Origin of the sequence: Turicibacter sp. T129 (assembly GCF_025594975.1) — a bacterium.
In the GTDB taxonomy this organism is placed as follows: domain Bacteria; phylum Bacillota_I; class Bacilli_A; order MOL361; family Turicibacteraceae; genus Turicibacter; species Turicibacter bilis.
Window position 1 is genome coordinate 1 of the sequence record NZ_JAMQUU010000044.1, and the last position, 15949, is coordinate 15949.

Sequence of the window (15949 nt, forward strand, 5' to 3'; positions counted from 1 at the left end):
GGATATCGTAGTTTCTATCATTTCAAAGCTAGAATTTTGATTATCCATAAGTACACCTTTGAACAAAAAAATAAAAGGAATCAAACTGCTCAATGAGCAGCTTAATCCCTCACGATTACAGGTATAAAATTTCTTCACCCACACCAGTTGACAAAGAGCCTATAAAATTTCTTCACCCACACCAGTTGACAAAGAGCCAAAAAAACCATAGAAGATAAAATCTTCTATGGTTTGAAAAATTATACTAACTCGATAACTACCATATCAGCTGCATCCCCACGGCGAGGTCCAACTTTTAAGATACGAGTGTATCCACCATTACGCTCAGCGTAACGAGGTGCGATATCAGAGAATAATTTTTGAACAGCTGTTGCTCCAGTTTCATCGTTAGCAACCTCTGCACGTACATATGCAGCTGCTTGACGACGAGCGTGTAAGTCTCCACGTTTACCTAAAGTAATTAATTTCTCAACTACTGAACGTAATTCTTTTGCACGAGCTTCAGTTGTTACAATGCGTTCGTTGATGATTAAATCTGTTGATAAATCACGTAACATTGCTTTACGTTGATGACTAAGACGTCCTAATTTTCTGTAAGCCACTTAAAATTCCTCCTTCCATATGAAAATGGAATTATAACATTATATATAAATCAATTATTTAGTGCAACCTAAGCTTAATCCTAATTCGTCAAGTTTATCCTTAACTTCTTTTAATGATTTTTTACCTAAGTTACGAACTTTCATCATATCTTCTTCAGAATGACGAGCTAATTCTTCAACTGTATTGATTCCAGCACGACGTAAACAGTTGTAAGAACGAACAGATAAGTCTAACTCTTCAATTGGCATTTCTAATACTTTGTTTTTCTCTTCATCTTCACGTTCAACGATGAATGATGCAAGTTGCCCTGCTTCATTTAAGTTAACTAGAATGCTGAAGTGTTCAACTAAGATTTTAGATGCTAAAGAGATAGCTTCTTGTGGGTTAACACTTCCGTTTGTCCAAACTTCTAATGTTAATTTATCGTATGATGCATCTTGACCAACACGAGTCTTTTCAACATCATAAGATACGCGAGTTACTGGTGTGTAGATAGAGTCGATAGCGATCTCTCCTGCACTCTCAAGTAATTTTTTATTATCATCGGCACCAACATAACCATTACCACGACGAGCTTTCATAGTCATTCGTAAACGACCTGTAGCTGATAAAGTAGCAATGTGTAAGTCAGGATTGATAATTTCTACTTGTTCGTCACATTCGATATCTGCAGCCGTAACTGCACCTTCTCTAGCAACATCAATACGTAATTCCTTAACCTCTTCTGAATCAATAGATAAGATTAAGTTTTTTAAATTTAAAATAATTTGTGTTACATCTTCAACTACACCATCGATAGAAGTGAATTCGTGTTGAACTCCCTCTATAGAGATAGATGTTACTGCAGCTCCAGGAAGTGATGATAGTAATACTCGACGTAAGGAATTCCCTAACGTAGTACCATATCCACGTTTTAGAGGCTCAATAACAAATTTCCCATAGAATTCATCTTTGATGTATTCTTCAACTTCAATTCTTGGTTTTTCGATTTCTAACATCGATTTCCCTCCTCAGGATCGCTTAATAGTAGGGTACTACTTTCAAATAACTTCCTGATTAACCACGTGGGTGTTTTGGTGGACGGCATCCGTTATGAGGAACTGGAGTAACGTCTTTGATAGCTGTTACATCTAATCCTGCAGCTTGTAAAGCACGAATAGCTGCTTCACGACCAGGACCAGGACCTTTAACTGATACGTCTACACTTTTCATTCCGTGATCCATTGCAGCTTTAGCAGCAGCTTCTGATGCCATTTGAGCAGCGAATGGAGTTGATTTACGAGATCCTTTGAATCCTAATGCACCTGCACTTGACCATGAGATTGCATTACCATGAGGATCAGTAATCGTAACAATTGTATTATTGAAAGTCGAGTGGATATGTGCTACACCTGTAGCAATATTCTTTTTAACACGACGTTTACGACTAACTTGTTTACGTGCCATATGATGACCCTCCTAACTATTTTTTCTTATTAGCAACTGTTTTACGTGGACCTTTACGAGTACGGGCATTGTTTTTAGTGTTTTGTCCGCGTACTGGTAAACTTCTACGGTGACGGATACCACGGAATGAAGCGATCTCCATTAAACGTTTGATGTTTAATGAAACTTCACGACGTAAGTCTCCTTCTACTTTTAATTTATCTACTTCTGCACGGATACGGTTTAACTCATCTTCAGTTAAATCACGTACACGTGTATCTTCTGATACACCAGCAGCAGCTAAGATTTGTTGAGCTGTTGGTTTACCAATTCCATAGATATATGTTAATGAAATTACAACGCGTTTGTCGCGAGGAATATCTACACCAGCAATACGTGCCATACATTGCACCTCCTAAAGCTTATCCTTGTTTTTGTTTATGTTTTGGATTTTCACAAATTACCATTACTTTCCCTTTACGGCGAATAACTTTACATTTATCGCAGATAGGTTTTACAGATGGTCTTACTTTCATGAATTAAAACCTCCTCATTTTTCAGTATATCGGAGTCTATTTGTGACGATATGTAATACGCCCACGTGTTAAATCATAAGGAGATAATTCTACTGTTACTTTATCACCTGGTAAAATACGAATGAAGTTCATACGGATTTTACCAGAAACGTGAGCAATTAATTGATGACCATTTTCTAATTCTACTTTAAACATAGCGTTTGGCAAATTATCGATAACGGTAGCTTCTACTTCAATAACGTCTTGCTTAGCCATTGATTATGCCTCCTTATCTTTATAACTTAGTTAATATTTCATATCCATTGTCAGTGATGACAACAGTATGTTCGAAATGAGCACAGAGAGCTTTATCACGAGTAACTACAGTCCAATTATCAGCTAAAGTACGAACGTATCTCTCACCATAATTAACCATAGGTTCGATTGCTAAAGTCATACCTGTTTTCAATCTTGGTCCTCGTCCAGGAGGTCCATAGTGTGGAATTGAAGGATCTTCATGTAGATCTTGACCGACACCATGCCCAGCGTACTCACGGACAATCGAGAAATTATGAGATTCTACATACACTTGAATAGCGTGTGAGATATCTGATAAACGATTTCCCGCTTTAGCCTGTTCTAAACCGACAAATAATGATTGTTTAGTTACATCAAGTAATCGTTGAGCTTCATCTGAGATTTTCCCTACTGGGTAAGTCCAAGCTGAATCACCATGATATCCATTATATTTCGCGCCGATATCGATTGAGATAATATCTCCATCTTTTAAGACACGATTTCCTGGAATACCGTGAACAAGTTCATCGTTTACTGATGCACAAATACTTGCAGGGAATCCATGATAACCTTTAAAAGAAGGTATTGCGCCTTGACTACGAATTACATCTTCTACAATTTTATCTAACTGCTTCGTTGTAACGCCAGGTTTAATGTGCTTTTGAACCTCTTGATGAGCTAAAGCAACAATACGACCGGCTTCTCGCATAATATCAATTTCGCGTGGAGTCTTACAAATAATCATTATTTATTGCCTCCAAGTACATCTTGGATTTCTGCAAATACAAGATCAATTGATTGTTGACCATTAATATTAACAAGATTTCCTGCTAAAGAGTAATAATCTAATAAAGGCTTAGTTTGACTAACGTAAACATCTAAGCGATTACCAACCGTTTCTTCATTATCATCTTTACGTTGATATAATTCTCCACCACACTTGTCACAAGTACCAGCAACTGCAGGAGGATTGAAGATCATGTGATAAGTTGCCCCACATGAACGACAAATACGACGTCCAGTTAAGCGCTCTTTAAGAATGTCTAAATCAACATCAATATTAATTACATAATCAATCTTCGAATCAAGAGAAGTCAGTATTTCATCTAAGGCTTTTGCCTGATCTACTGTTCGTGGAAAACCATCTAACAGGAATCCCGACTTGCAATCTGATTCAGACAAGCGATCCTTTACAATACCAATTGTAACATGGTCAGGTACTAATGCACCTTGATCCATGTAACGCTTAGCTTCCATACCTAATTCAGTTTGGTCTTTTATCGCCTTCCTAAACATATCTCCAGTTGAGATATGTGGAATTTGATAGTTTTCAATAATTTTTTCAGCCTGAGTACCTTTACCAGCACCCGGAGGCCCCATAAATACGATTTTCATCATATCACCTCAATTATTTGATGAATCCTTTATATTTTTGATCCATTGTTTTTGTTTGGATTTGCTTAGCAGTTTCGATTGCTACACCTACAACAATTAATAAGCTTGTACCACCAATTTCAACACTACTTGGTAAATCAGTGATTGCGCCAAATACAATTGGTAAGCCCGCAATGACTACTAAATAAATAGCTCCAATAAAAGTGATACGAGATAAAACTTTTGATAAATATTCTTCAGTATCAACACCCGGTCTTACACCTGGAATGTATGATCCTTGTTTTTTAAGGTTTTCTGCTACTTTTTCTGGACTTACTTGTACGAAAGCATAGAAGTAAGTGAAAGCAACGATTAATACAACATATAAAATAAACCCAATTGGTTGTTGGTAATTAAAGATAGCTTTAATTACATTAGTTACACCTGATTCAGGCAAGAAATTTACTACAGTTAACGGTAAGCTCACAAGTGAAGCTGCAAAAATTACTGGAATTACCCCAGCTGAATTTAACTTCAGCGGAATAAATGAATCTTTACGTCCCGATAACTGAGCAGAATTATGTCTATTGGCATATTGAATTGGTAATTTTCTAGTTGCGCTTTGTAAATAGATAACAGCAATAATTGTCAGAGCTAACAATGCTAACACTGAAATAAATGCTAACACGTTAGATACTGTTATATTTACCAAGTATTTCGTGTATAAATCGTTTAGCATATATGGAACACGAGATAAAATACCTGCTACGATAATCATTGATGTACCATTACCAATTCCCTTGCTAGTAATTTGATCAGCAAGGAAAATCATAACAGCCGTACCTGCTGTCATAGTTAATGCAATATAAAGATAAGTGATTACTGAATGACTTTCCAGTAAAATCCCTTGATATCCTAAATCGAAACCAATTGACATTGCAATGGCTTGAACAAATGCAAGAACTAAAGTGACATAACGAGTTAATTGATTTAACTTACGTTTACCAGTTTCACCTTCTTTTGCCCATTCAGACAAAATCGGTACAACATCCATTTGAAGCAACTGGATAACAATTGATGCAGTAATATAAGGAGAGATAGACATCGCAAACAATGAAAATCGTTTCAATGCCCCTCCACTTAATGTATCAAAGAATCCAAGCATCGGAGTTTGCGCGGAAGCTTCTAAAACAGATGTATTGATGGTTGGCACAGGAATATAAGATCCAATACGATAGACAACAAAGATCATCAACGTGAATAGGATCTTTTTACGTAAATCAGCGTTCTTCCATATCTTACTGAAAGTAGCCATTATACCACCTCGATTGATCCACCTTGAGCCGCAATTTGTTCTTCTGCTGTTTTTGAGAATTTAGCTGCTTTAACAGTTAATTTCTTCTCTAGTTGTCCTTGTCCTAAAACTTTAAGCCCAGAGTGTAATTTTTTAATTACTCCAGTTTCTAATAAAAGTTCTGCAGTAACAACTGTTCCATCTTCGAATTTATTTAATTGATCTAAATTAACGATAGCGTATTCTTTACGGTTGATGTTAGTAAATCCACGTTTTGGTAAACGACGGAATAAAGGAGTTTGACCACCTTCGAATCCTAAACGAACTCCACCACCTGAACGAGCGTTTTGTCCTTTGTGTCCTTTACCTGCAGTTTTACCTTGACCTGAACCGTGTCCACGACCGATACGTTTTCTATCTTTACGAGACCCTTCAGTATATGTTAACTCATGTAATTTCACCGAAAGTCACCTCCTCTTTGATTATTTCTCTACTACAGTCAATAAATGAGATACTTTATTAATCATACCGCGAACAGCTACATTGTCAGCTTTAACAACTGTTTGGTTTAATTTTTTTAAACCTAATGCTTGAACTGTTGCACGTTGAGATTCATTTTGACCGATTACACTACGTGTTAAAGTAATGTGTAATTCTTTAGCCATTGGAGTTCCCTCCTTATCCTAAGATTTCTTCAACAGTTTTCCCACGTAATTCAGCTACGCGCTCAACTGTTTTTAAATTTTCTAAACCATTGATTGTTGCACGAACCATGTTAATTGGTGTGTTTGATCCTAAAGATTTTGATAAGATATCTTGTACTCCAGCTAACTCTAATACGGCACGTACTGGTCCACCTGCGATAACTCCTGTACCGGCAGAAGCAGGTTTTAATAATACGCTACCTGAACCGAATTCTCCAACGATTTGGTGAGGAATTGTAGTTCCAACTGTAGGTACATAGATTAAGTTCTTTTTAGCACTTTCAACTGCTTTTTTGATTGCTTCAGGTACCTCTTGAGCTTTACCAGTACCGAAACCAACGTGACCATTTTTGTCACCGACAACAACTAATGCAGCAAAACGGAAACGACGTCCACCTTTTACTACCTTCGTTACACGATTAATAGTAACTACACGTTCTTCAAGTGTTAAGTTACTAGGGTCAATGATTTGACGCATCTTTGTCCCTCCTTCTTTAATTAGAATTGTAATCCATTTTCACGAGCTGCTTCAGCTAATGCTGCAACACGTCCGTGATAGATATATCCTCCACGGTCGAAAACAACTGATGTGATATTTTTTTCTAAAGCGCGTTTAGCAACTGCTGCACCTACTGCTTTAGCTGCTTCAACGTTACCTGTAGAAGCGATGTTTAAATCTTTATCTAAAGTTGATGCACTAACTAATGTAGTACCAGTTACATCATCAATGATTTGCGCATAAATGTGTTTGCTAGAGCGGAATACATTTAAGCGTGGGCGCTCTGCAGTTCCTGTAACTTTAGCACGTACACGGTAATGTCTTTGTTTACGTAACTCATTACGTGATACTTTTTTAATCATTCAGGCCACCCCTTTCGAATTATTTTTTAGCTTTTTTACCTTCTTTACGACGAACATGTTCACCTTTGTAACGGATTCCTTTTCCTTTGTATGGTTCAGGAGCACGTACAGCGCGAATGTTAGCAGCGAATTCTCCAACTACTTGTTTGTCGATCCCTTTTACTACTACAGTAGTATTGTTAGGTACTTCGATAGTTACACCTGCAGGTGCATCCATCTCAACTGGGTGAGAGTATCCAGCGTTTAATACAAGTTTTTCTCCTTGTTTTTGTGCACGGTATCCAACCCCGATGATTTCTAACTCACGAGTAAACCCTTCAGATACACCAACAACCATGTTGTTTAATAAAGCACGTGTTGTTCCGTGTAACATTTTGTTTTCCTTGTTATCGTTAGGACGAACTACAGTTAATTCGTTTCCTTCAACTGTAATTTGCATATTTGCATTAAATGTACGAGAAAGTTCCCCTTTAGGTCCCTTCACAGTAACTAAGTTATTTTCAGCAACAATCACTTCAACACCAGAAGGTAATGCTACTGGTTTATTACCAATACGAGACATTTATGTGACACCTCCTGTCTTTATTTATTACCAAACGTAAGCTAATACTTCTCCACCAACTTGTTGTTGACGAGCTTCTTTATCAGCCATAATTCCTTTAGAAGTAGATAAGATAGCGATACCTAATCCGTTTAATACTTTAGGAACTTCTGTATTTTTAACGTATACACGTAAACCTGGTTTAGAGATACGTTTTAAACCTGTGATAACACGTTCGTTGTTTTTACCGTATTTTAAAGCAACACGTAAAACACCTTGTTTGTTATCTTCAATATATTCTACATCGCGAATGAAACCTTCACGTTTTAATAATTCTAATACTTCACGTTTCATTTTAGAAGCTGGCATTTCAACCACTTCATGACGCATTTGGTTTGCGTTACGAATACGTGTTAACATATCTGCAATAGGATCTGTCATTACCATTTATTTTTCCTCCTTCCCGTTTAAAGAGAATTAAGTTTATTACCAGCTTGCTTTTTTAACACCTGGGATTTGTCCTTTATATGCTAATTCACGGAAGCAAATACGGCATAATTTGAATTTGCGTAAGACAGAGTGTGGACGACCACAACGCTCGCAACGTGTATATTCACGAACTGCGAATTTTTGTTTACGCTGTTGTTTGATAATCATAGATTTTTTAGCCATGAGTGACGCCTCCTTTCATCAATTATTTTTGAAATGGCATCCCTAATTGAGTTAACAACTCACGAGCTTCTTCATCTGTGTTAGCAGTTGTAACTACAACGATATCCATTCCTCGAACTTTATTTACTTTATCGAAGTCGATTTCTGGGAAAATTAATTGTTCTTTAACACCTAATGTGTAGTTTCCACGTCCATCGAATGATTTTTTAGAAACTCCGCGGAAGTCGCGTACACGTGGTAAAGAAATTGATACTAATTTATCTAAGAAATCATACATACGCTCACCACGTAATGTAACTTTACATCCGATTGGCATTCCTTCACGAAGACGGAAACCAGCGATAGATTTCTTAGCACGTGTGATAACTGGTTTTTGACCAGTGATTAAAGCTAATTCAGCTACAGCCTCATCTAAAACTTTAGAGTTGCTTACAGCATCTCCGATACCCATGTTGATAACGATTTTATCAATTGTTGGGATTTGCATTACAGATTTATATCCGAATTTTTCAACCATTTGGTTTTTTACTTCATTTTCGTATTTTTGACGTAAACGATTCATGCAGGTTTACCTCCCTTCGTTGTTAAACTATATTATAATACTTCACCTGATTTTTTAGCGAAGCGTACTTTTTTACCGTCAACGAATTTATATCCTACGCGTGTTGGTTTACCACTCTTTGGATCTACAATCATAACGTTAGATGCATGGATCGGTGCTTCAAATTCAACGATTCCACCATCTGGATTCATTTGAGAAGGGCGTACGTGTTTTTTAACAACATTTACACCTTCAACAACCACCTTGTTTTTAGATGGGTTTGCTGAAAGAACAACACCTTCTTTACCTTTATCTTTACCTGAAATGATAACTACTTTATCTCCAGTTTTAATTTGCATATCGTGCACCTCCTAATCTTAAGGATTAAGTGTTAATTAAAGTACTTCTGGAGCTAATGAAACAATACGCATAAAATCTTTATCGCGTAATTCACGAGCTACTGGTCCGAAGATACGAGTACCACGTGGAGATTTATCGTCTTTAATAATAACTGCTGCGTTTTCATCAAATTTAATGTATGATCCATCAGCACGACGAGCTCCAGTTTTCGTACGGACGATTACTGCTTTAACAACATCACCTTTTTTAACAACTCCACCTGGCGCTGCTGACTTAACTGTAGCAACAATAACATCACCGATGTTACCAGTTTTTTTGTGAGAACCACCTAAAATTTTAATTGCTAATAATTCTTTTGCACCAGAGTTATCAGCAACTCTTAAACGTGTTTCTTGTTGAATCATGATTGGACCTCCTTTCAAGACTCCAGTATTTCAATAAAATTAATTAAATAATAACTGCTTTTTCAACAATTTCAACTAAACGGAATTTTTTTGTTTTTGACATAGGACGGCATTCTTCAATGCGAACTAAATCTCCAACTTTTGCTTCATTTAACTCATCGTGAGCTGCATATTTTTTTGAATATTTAACTCGTTTACCGTATAGAGGATGTACTTTGTAAGATTCGATAAGTACTGTAATTGTTTTATCTGTTTTATCTGAAACTACACGTCCAGTAAAAGTTTTTTTAGTACGTTCCATAAGTGAACCTCCTCTCAAGCTCATTATTTATTGTTTTCGCGTTCGCTAATGATCGTTTTCATACGTGCAATACCTTTACGTACTTCACGAATACGACCAGTGTTTTCTAATTGTCCTGTAGCTAATTGGAAACGAAGGTTGAATAACTCATCTTTTAATTCGTTAATTTTAGCTTCGATTTCTGTAGTGGTTAAATTACGGATTTCATTAGCTTTCATTACTATCACCACCGTCTACACGTTTTACAAACTTAGTTTGAACTGGTAATTTGTGAGAAGCTAAACGTAATGCTTCACGAGCGATCTCTTCAGATACACCACCAATTTCAAACATAACTTTTCCAGGTTTTACTACTGCAACCCATCCGTCTGGAGCCCCTTTACCTGATCCCATGCGGACTTCTAAAGGTTTAGCAGTTTTAGCTTGATGAGGGAAGATTTTAATCCATACACGTCCGCTACGTTTCATATAACGAGTCATAGCGATACGAGCTGCTTCGATTTGACGGTTAGTTACCCAAGCACCAGTTGTTGCTTGTAAACCATACTCACCAAATACTACAGTTGTTCCACCTTTTGCACGTCCTTCATAAGACAAGCGGTGAGGGCGACGATATTTTGTACGTTTAGGTACTAACATATTATTTACCCTCCTTTGCTACTTGACGGTTTTTTGTAGGTAATACTTCACCTTTGTAGATCCATACTTTAATACCTAATTTACCGTAAGTTGTATCTGCTTCTGCTGTAGCGTAGTCGATATCAGCACGTAATGTATGTAAAGGTACATTTCCTTCACTATATCCTTCAGCACGAGCCATATCTGCTCCACCTAAACGTCCTGATACTTGAGTTTTAATCCCTTTAGCACCAAATTTAATAGCACGTTGGATTGCAACTTTTTGTACACGACGGAAAGAAGCACGATTTTCTAATTGTTCTGCGATTGAGTTTGCAACTAATTGAGCATCAACTTCAGGACGTTTGATTTCAACGATACGGATGAAAACACGTTTACCTGTCATTTTTTCTAATTGAGCAACAGCTGCATCTTTTTCTGATCCACCACGACCGATTACCATACCTGGTTTAGCCGTATGAACGATAATATTAACACGGTTTTTTGCACGTTCGATTTCAACGCGTGATACCGAAGCTCTTTTGAATTTGTTATTAATGTAATCACGGATTTTTAAGTCTTCGTGTAATAAAGTAGCGAAGTCTTTATCGTTTGCATACCAACGAGCATCCCAATCACGGATTACACCAACACGTAAACCAATTGGACTAACTTTTTGACCCACTTCGTATCCCTCCTTTAATTATTTTTTCTCAGCTACCACGATAGTGATGTGAGATGTTCTTTTGTTGATTTGTGATGCACGACCTTGTGCACGTGGACGGAATCGTTTTAATGTTGTACCTTCATTCACATATGCTTCCTTAACATATAATGAATTGATATCTAAGTTTAAGTTGTGTTCAGCATTTGCGATAGCTGATTTTAAAACTTTCTCAACAATCGGAGATGCCGCTTTAGGAGTGTGTTTTAAAATTGCGTATGCTTCGCCTACTTGTTTTCCTCGAATTAAATCAATCACTAAGCGTGCTTTACGAGGAGCAATGCGAACTGTTCTAGCCATAGCTTTAGCTTCCATAGCCATGTCCTCCTCTCAATATTAACGTCTAGTTTTTTTGTCTTCTTTGATGTGTCCTTTATAAGTACGAGTTGGCGCGAATTCACCTAATTTGTGTCCTACCATATCTTCAGTAACATATACAGGAACATGCTTGCGTCCATCATAAACAGCAATTGTATGTCCTACAAACTGTGGGAAAATTGTTGAACGACGTGACCAAGTTTGAATGATTTTTTTGTCTCCGCTTTCGTTAGCAGCTACAACTTTTTTCATTAAATGATCGTCACAGAAAGGTCCCTTTTTTAAACTACGTCCCATTCTAAATTTCCTCCTTTCGAACATTTACATTTAGCATATATCTTTATTATTTGTTGCGTCCGCGAACAATTAATTTACTTGATGCTTTTTTCTTGTTACGAGTTTTTAAACCAAGAGCTGGTTTACCCCATGGTGTAACTGGAGATTTACGTCCGATTGGAGTACGTCCTTCCCCACCACCGTGTGGATGGTCATTAGGGTTCATTACAGAACCGCGAACAGTTGGACGAGTACCTAACCAACGTGTACGACCTGCTTTACCGATGTTTACTAATTCGTGGTCAGCATTACCAACTTCACCGATTGTTGCACGGCAAGTTCCTAATACTTTACGAACTTCACCTGAAGCTAAACGAACTAATACGTAACGCTCTTCACGCCCTAAGATTTGAGCAGAAGTTCCTGCTGAACGTACTAATTGTCCACCTTTACCAGGTTTTAACTCGATGTTGTGAATTAATGTACCAACTGGGATGTTCATGATTGGTAATGCATTACCAATTTTGATATCCGCATTAGCACCTGATTCAATTTGCATTCCAACTTTTAATCCTTTAGGAGCGATAATGTATCGTTTTTCTCCATCAGCGTAGTTGATTAATGCGATGTTTGCTGAACGGTTTGGATCGTATTCGATTGTAGCAACACGTCCTGGAATACCGTCTTTTGTACGTTTAAAGTCGATGATACGGTATTTACGTTTGTGTCCACCACCGTGATGACGTACTGTGATTTGACCATGATTATTACGCCCTGCTTTTTTGCTTAAAGGAGCTAATAATGATTTCTCTGGTTTATTAGTCGTAATTTCGTCAAATGTTAAAACTGACATGTTACGACGACCATTCGTGGTAGGTTTATACTTTTTAATAGCCATCTTGTTCCCTCCTTTTACGACTTATTAATTATACTTCAAACTTTTCGATTGTTTGTCCTTCAGCTAATGTTACGATAGCTTTTTTCATTGAAGGCTTGAATCCTTCATAACGTCCAACACGACGTTTTTTAGGACGAACGTTAACGATGTTTACTTTCTCAACTTTTACATTGAATAAAGCTTCACAAGCTTGTTTAACTTCGATTTTGTTTGCTTTTTTATCAACTTCGAAAGTGAATTTACCTTCATTCATTAAATCATAAGATTTTTCAGTGATAATTGGGCGCTTAACGATATCTCTAGCATCTTTCATTATGCAAGCACCTCCTCAATCTTTTTAACTGCATCTTGAGTAATAACTAACTTAGTTGCATCTAAAAGATCTAATACATTTAATTGAGCTACTGATAACACTTTAACACCTGGGATGTTACGAGTTGATAATTCAACTGTTGTATTTTCTTCAGCAGTTACAACTAATGCTTTAGATGTGATGTTTAAAGCACCTAAAACAGAGATCATTTCTTTTGTTTTTGGAGCTTCGAATGCTAATGCATCTAAAACTACGATTTCATTTTCAACAACTTTAGTTGATAACGCAGATTTTAAAGCTAAGCGACGAACTTTTTTGTTTAATTTGTATGCATAGCTACGTGGAACTGGTCCGAATACGATTCCTCCACCACGCCATTGAGGTGCACGGATAGATCCTTGACGAGCACGTCCAGTACCTTTTTGTTTCCAAGGTTTACGTCCACCACCACGTACCTCAGTACGAGTTTTAGTTTTGTGCGTTCCTTGACGCATTGATGCACGTTGCATAATTACAGCATCGAACATTGCTTGTTTATGAGGCTCAATACCGAAGATTGTTTCGTTTAACACGATTTCTCCAACTTGAGCACCTTGTTGGTTATATAATGCTACTTGTGGCATTATGAATCCTCCTTTCCTACTGTACTAAACTATTTTGCTTTAACAGCAGAACGAACCATAACTAAAGATTTTTTAGCTCCTGGTACATTTCCTTTGATTAATAAAACGTTACGTTCTGTATCAACTTTAACTACTTCAAGGTTTTGAACAGTTACGATGTTTCCACCAGTTTGTCCAGGTAATTTTTTACCTTTTAAAACGCGGTTAGCAGCAATCGATCCCATTGAACCTGGACGACGATGGTAACGAGAACCGTGAGCCATAGGTCCACGAGATTGTCCATGACGTTTAATAACACCTTGGAATCCTTTACCTTTAGTCTTACCAGTTACGTCAACAACTTCTCCTTCAGCAAAAGTGTCAACTTTGATCTCTTGACCAACTTGATATTCCGCTACATTTACGTTACGGAATTCACGAACGAAGCGCTTAGGCGCTGTTTCAGCTTTAGCAACGTGTCCCATTTCAGGTTTGTTAGCTAATTTTTCGCGTTTATTTTCAAATCCAACTTGGATAGCTTCGTATCCATCAGTTTCGTTTGTTTTAACTTGTAAAACAACGTTAGGTGTTGCTTGCACAACAGTTACAGGAATTAATTTCCCTTCTTCAGTGAAAATTTGAGTCATACCAATTTTTCTACCTAAGATTCCTTTGGCCATGAGTTACACCTCCTATTTCGTATATATTATAATTTGATTTCGATGTCTACACCAGATGGTAAATCTAAGCGCATTAATGAATCAACAGTTTGAGCAGTTGGTTCAACAATGTCAATCAGACGTTTGTGAGTGCGCATTTCGAATTGCTCACGAGAATCTTTGTATTTATGTACCGCACGTAAGATCGTGTAAACTTGCTTTTCAGTTGGAAGTGGGATTGGTCCTGCCACTTTAGCTCCTGTTTTCTTAGCACTTTCAACGATTTTTTCTGCAGATTGATCTAAAATTCTGTGATCATAAGCTTTTAAACGGATTCTGATTTTTTGTTTTGCCATTTTATTTCCTCCCTTCGCCTATTTTTAGGAATAGACTAGCTCCACGAAAATTACCTGCCACATTGCCATGGCAAATCGGCCGGGTGTGTCAGCAACCTTTCGCTTCAACGCTCAAGTCAACATATCTATTATACATGAAAAAACTAAATAAATCAAATATTTTTTTATTTTTTATTCATAGATGTATATTTCGACAGTGACTCATCTCTTCGCAGTTTTCGGACTAATTTACATAAACAAATTTAACATATCTTAAACGAACAATCAAACATTTATGACAAGTAAATATTGTATTTTATTTAAAAATAAAATTTAACACTAGACTACTATCCAACTAAATTTTTAGAAATGTAGCTATTATTGATTTTAAAATAATTAATTATTGAATATTTATAAATAACATTTTAGTTATGTTTAATACATTTATTATCCTAAAGATAATATTATTATCTAAAACATTTTTTAATGTCGTCCTTAAGTCATTAAAGTCTTGTATATTCTAAATCATTGTGGAGCCATAGCTCTTCTTTGGATTTTGAGATACTAAGTATTATTTAAGACTTTACTTAATAATACGTATTTCTAGGAATACATAAAATCTCACAACACTATTCAGTCTTATATTCTTAAAGATAAAATGATTGATAAACTCGCATCATTAGAATGACTTTGTTTCTGATGAATACATTATCTATAGGAGTTATTCCCTCCTTAGTGATAGACATATCTCCTGATAGTAGTCAAAAATAATGTACTCCATCACTAATTATAAAAAACGATCATAATCTTTCCCTAAAGAAGAAGTGAACCTATAGGTTTTAGATTTTTAAATTCTCTAATAAAGTTTGATTTTACTCTTATAGATATATTATTTATTTCTACATATATTTAACTTCCTCTATTGTAATATTAGCCTCATTAACTGAAGCAATAAGAAAATCGTTTAACTCATTGCCAATTAGTGTTCACAAACCGTTATTGCAAAATAGGAAATAATTACTTCATATTTAGTATATTTATAATTAATTTGTTTTACATTACACCTAAACATTTAAAATCCAGGAGTGAATAATTTAAATATATAATTATTTTTTATATCAATAAATCTATTTATCGTTAATTGATTATACCAACCAACTACATAAAAATACTAAAACTATATCTTATTAATATTTTTTATAACTCCACTAATTTCTTCCATATACAATATTAATAACATTATTGGTTCTATAATATTTGGTGTGGGTGATTCCCACACTTCTTTTATTTGGAATAAAAAATAAGTATAAAAAA

The 15949-nt window shown here is 36.2% G+C and carries 30 protein-coding genes; all 30 read right to left on the bottom strand.

Annotation, left to right across the window (positions count from 1 at the left end):
* Positions 1-239: 239 nt before the first annotated feature.
* From rplQ to rpsJ, 30 genes are read right to left on the bottom strand one after another with little or no spacing between them, the layout of a single operon-like run.
* Positions 240-602: a 50S ribosomal protein L17 gene (gene rplQ, locus NEH75_RS08880; protein ID WP_055242982.1), complete on the bottom strand. Its 363-nt coding sequence runs from the start codon at positions 600-602 to the stop codon at positions 240-242.
* A 54-nt stretch (positions 603-656) separates the two neighbouring features.
* Positions 657-1601, bottom strand: coding sequence for a DNA-directed RNA polymerase subunit alpha (locus NEH75_RS08885; RefSeq protein WP_055242984.1), 945 nt, complete (start codon positions 1599-1601; stop codon positions 657-659).
* 58 nt (positions 1602-1659) lie between these two features.
* A complete protein-coding gene (gene rpsK / locus NEH75_RS08890; protein WP_055242986.1) occupies positions 1660-2049 on the bottom strand; it encodes a 30S ribosomal protein S11 in 390 nt (129 codons plus the stop codon).
* A gap of 16 nt (positions 2050-2065) precedes the next feature.
* Positions 2066-2431, bottom strand: a complete 366-nt coding sequence (gene rpsM, locus NEH75_RS08895) for a 30S ribosomal protein S13 (RefSeq protein WP_055242988.1) — start codon at positions 2429-2431, stop codon at positions 2066-2068.
* A 19-nt stretch (positions 2432-2450) separates the two neighbouring features.
* Positions 2451-2564 carry a 50S ribosomal protein L36 gene (rpmJ, locus tag NEH75_RS08900; protein ID WP_006784454.1) on the bottom strand — a complete coding sequence of 38 codons (114 nt, stop codon included), beginning with the start codon at positions 2562-2564 and terminating at the stop codon, positions 2451-2453.
* A 36-nt stretch (positions 2565-2600) separates the two neighbouring features.
* Positions 2601-2819: a translation initiation factor IF-1 gene (infA, locus tag NEH75_RS08905; RefSeq protein ID WP_006784453.1), complete on the bottom strand. Its 219-nt coding sequence runs from the start codon at positions 2817-2819 to the stop codon at positions 2601-2603.
* A gap of 19 nt (positions 2820-2838) precedes the next feature.
* Positions 2839-3585: a type I methionyl aminopeptidase gene (map, locus tag NEH75_RS08910; RefSeq protein WP_055242990.1), complete on the bottom strand. Its 747-nt coding sequence runs from the start codon at positions 3583-3585 to the stop codon at positions 2839-2841.
* A complete protein-coding gene (locus NEH75_RS08915) occupies positions 3585-4235 on the bottom strand; it encodes an adenylate kinase (RefSeq protein ID WP_055242991.1) in 651 nt (216 codons plus the stop codon). The genes map and NEH75_RS08915 overlap by 1 nt, the downstream gene beginning before the upstream one ends.
* A 13-nt stretch (positions 4236-4248) precedes the next feature.
* On the bottom strand, positions 4249-5529 hold the full coding sequence (gene secY, locus NEH75_RS08920; RefSeq protein WP_055275540.1) for a preprotein translocase subunit SecY: 1281 nt from the start codon (positions 5527-5529) through the stop codon (positions 4249-4251).
* On the bottom strand, positions 5529-5969 hold the full coding sequence (gene rplO, locus NEH75_RS08925) for a 50S ribosomal protein L15 (RefSeq protein WP_055242995.1): 441 nt from the start codon (positions 5967-5969) through the stop codon (positions 5529-5531). Before rplO ends, secY begins: the two co-directional genes overlap by 1 nt.
* A 21-nt stretch (positions 5970-5990) precedes the next feature.
* Positions 5991-6173: a 50S ribosomal protein L30 gene (gene rpmD, locus NEH75_RS08930; protein ID WP_055242997.1), complete on the bottom strand. Its 183-nt coding sequence runs from the start codon at positions 6171-6173 to the stop codon at positions 5991-5993.
* A 13-nt stretch (positions 6174-6186) separates the two neighbouring features.
* Positions 6187-6690 (bottom strand): 30S ribosomal protein S5, encoded by a 504-nt coding sequence (gene rpsE, locus NEH75_RS08935; protein ID WP_055242999.1) that lies wholly within the window; start codon positions 6688-6690, stop codon positions 6187-6189.
* A gap of 20 nt (positions 6691-6710) precedes the next feature.
* The gene (rplR, locus tag NEH75_RS08940) at positions 6711-7073 is read right to left on the bottom strand and encodes a 50S ribosomal protein L18 (protein WP_055243001.1); all 363 of its coding nucleotides are present in this window, start codon (positions 7071-7073) and stop codon (positions 6711-6713) included.
* 19 nt (positions 7074-7092) lie between these two features.
* Positions 7093-7635, bottom strand: coding sequence for a 50S ribosomal protein L6 (gene rplF, locus NEH75_RS08945; protein WP_055243003.1), 543 nt, complete (start codon positions 7633-7635; stop codon positions 7093-7095).
* Positions 7636-7662: 27 nt separating this feature from the next.
* Positions 7663-8061: a 30S ribosomal protein S8 gene (gene rpsH, locus NEH75_RS08950; protein WP_055243004.1), complete on the bottom strand. Its 399-nt coding sequence runs from the start codon at positions 8059-8061 to the stop codon at positions 7663-7665.
* Between the two features lie 39 nt (positions 8062-8100).
* Positions 8101-8286, bottom strand: coding sequence for a type Z 30S ribosomal protein S14 (locus tag NEH75_RS08955; RefSeq protein WP_055243006.1), 186 nt, complete (start codon positions 8284-8286; stop codon positions 8101-8103).
* 22 nt (positions 8287-8308) lie between these two features.
* Positions 8309-8848: a 50S ribosomal protein L5 gene (rplE, locus tag NEH75_RS08960; protein WP_055275538.1), complete on the bottom strand. Its 540-nt coding sequence runs from the start codon at positions 8846-8848 to the stop codon at positions 8309-8311.
* A gap of 32 nt (positions 8849-8880) precedes the next feature.
* Entirely contained in the window at positions 8881-9186 is a 306-nt protein-coding gene (gene rplX / locus NEH75_RS08965) for a 50S ribosomal protein L24 (RefSeq protein ID WP_055243010.1), read from the bottom strand.
* 36 nt (positions 9187-9222) lie between these two features.
* Entirely contained in the window at positions 9223-9591 is a 369-nt protein-coding gene (gene rplN, locus NEH75_RS08970) for a 50S ribosomal protein L14 (protein ID WP_055243011.1), read from the bottom strand.
* Between the two features lie 43 nt (positions 9592-9634).
* On the bottom strand, positions 9635-9892 hold the full coding sequence (gene rpsQ, locus NEH75_RS08975; protein WP_068759272.1) for a 30S ribosomal protein S17: 258 nt from the start codon (positions 9890-9892) through the stop codon (positions 9635-9637).
* A 23-nt stretch (positions 9893-9915) separates the two neighbouring features.
* A complete protein-coding gene (gene rpmC / locus NEH75_RS08980) occupies positions 9916-10110 on the bottom strand; it encodes a 50S ribosomal protein L29 (RefSeq protein ID WP_055243015.1) in 195 nt (64 codons plus the stop codon).
* Positions 10100-10531: a 50S ribosomal protein L16 gene (gene rplP, locus NEH75_RS08985; RefSeq protein WP_055243016.1), complete on the bottom strand. Its 432-nt coding sequence runs from the start codon at positions 10529-10531 to the stop codon at positions 10100-10102. Before rplP ends, rpmC begins: the two co-directional genes overlap by 11 nt.
* A 1-nt stretch (position 10532) precedes the next feature.
* Positions 10533-11195, bottom strand: a complete 663-nt coding sequence (gene rpsC, locus NEH75_RS08990; protein ID WP_055243018.1) for a 30S ribosomal protein S3 — start codon at positions 11193-11195, stop codon at positions 10533-10535.
* A gap of 18 nt (positions 11196-11213) precedes the next feature.
* On the bottom strand, positions 11214-11549 hold the full coding sequence (gene rplV, locus NEH75_RS08995; RefSeq protein WP_055243020.1) for a 50S ribosomal protein L22: 336 nt from the start codon (positions 11547-11549) through the stop codon (positions 11214-11216).
* Positions 11550-11570: 21 nt separating this feature from the next.
* Complete coding sequence (gene rpsS / locus NEH75_RS09000) at positions 11571-11849, bottom strand: 30S ribosomal protein S19 (protein WP_055243022.1); 279 nt, start codon at positions 11847-11849, stop codon at positions 11571-11573.
* A 46-nt stretch (positions 11850-11895) separates the two neighbouring features.
* Positions 11896-12726 (bottom strand): 50S ribosomal protein L2, encoded by an 831-nt coding sequence (rplB, locus tag NEH75_RS09005; protein ID WP_055275534.1) that lies wholly within the window; start codon positions 12724-12726, stop codon positions 11896-11898.
* 28 nt (positions 12727-12754) lie between these two features.
* The gene (gene rplW / locus NEH75_RS09010) at positions 12755-13039 is read right to left on the bottom strand and encodes a 50S ribosomal protein L23 (RefSeq protein ID WP_006784432.1); all 285 of its coding nucleotides are present in this window, start codon (positions 13037-13039) and stop codon (positions 12755-12757) included.
* On the bottom strand, positions 13039-13662 hold the full coding sequence (gene rplD, locus NEH75_RS09015) for a 50S ribosomal protein L4 (RefSeq protein ID WP_055243025.1): 624 nt from the start codon (positions 13660-13662) through the stop codon (positions 13039-13041). The genes rplW and rplD overlap by 1 nt, the downstream gene beginning before the upstream one ends.
* Before the next feature lie 29 nt (positions 13663-13691).
* Positions 13692-14321 (bottom strand): 50S ribosomal protein L3, encoded by a 630-nt coding sequence (rplC, locus tag NEH75_RS09020; protein ID WP_055243027.1) that lies wholly within the window; start codon positions 14319-14321, stop codon positions 13692-13694.
* A gap of 26 nt (positions 14322-14347) precedes the next feature.
* Positions 14348-14656, bottom strand: a complete 309-nt coding sequence (rpsJ, locus tag NEH75_RS09025; protein WP_055243029.1) for a 30S ribosomal protein S10 — start codon at positions 14654-14656, stop codon at positions 14348-14350.
* Positions 14657-15949 lie beyond the last annotated feature (1293 nt).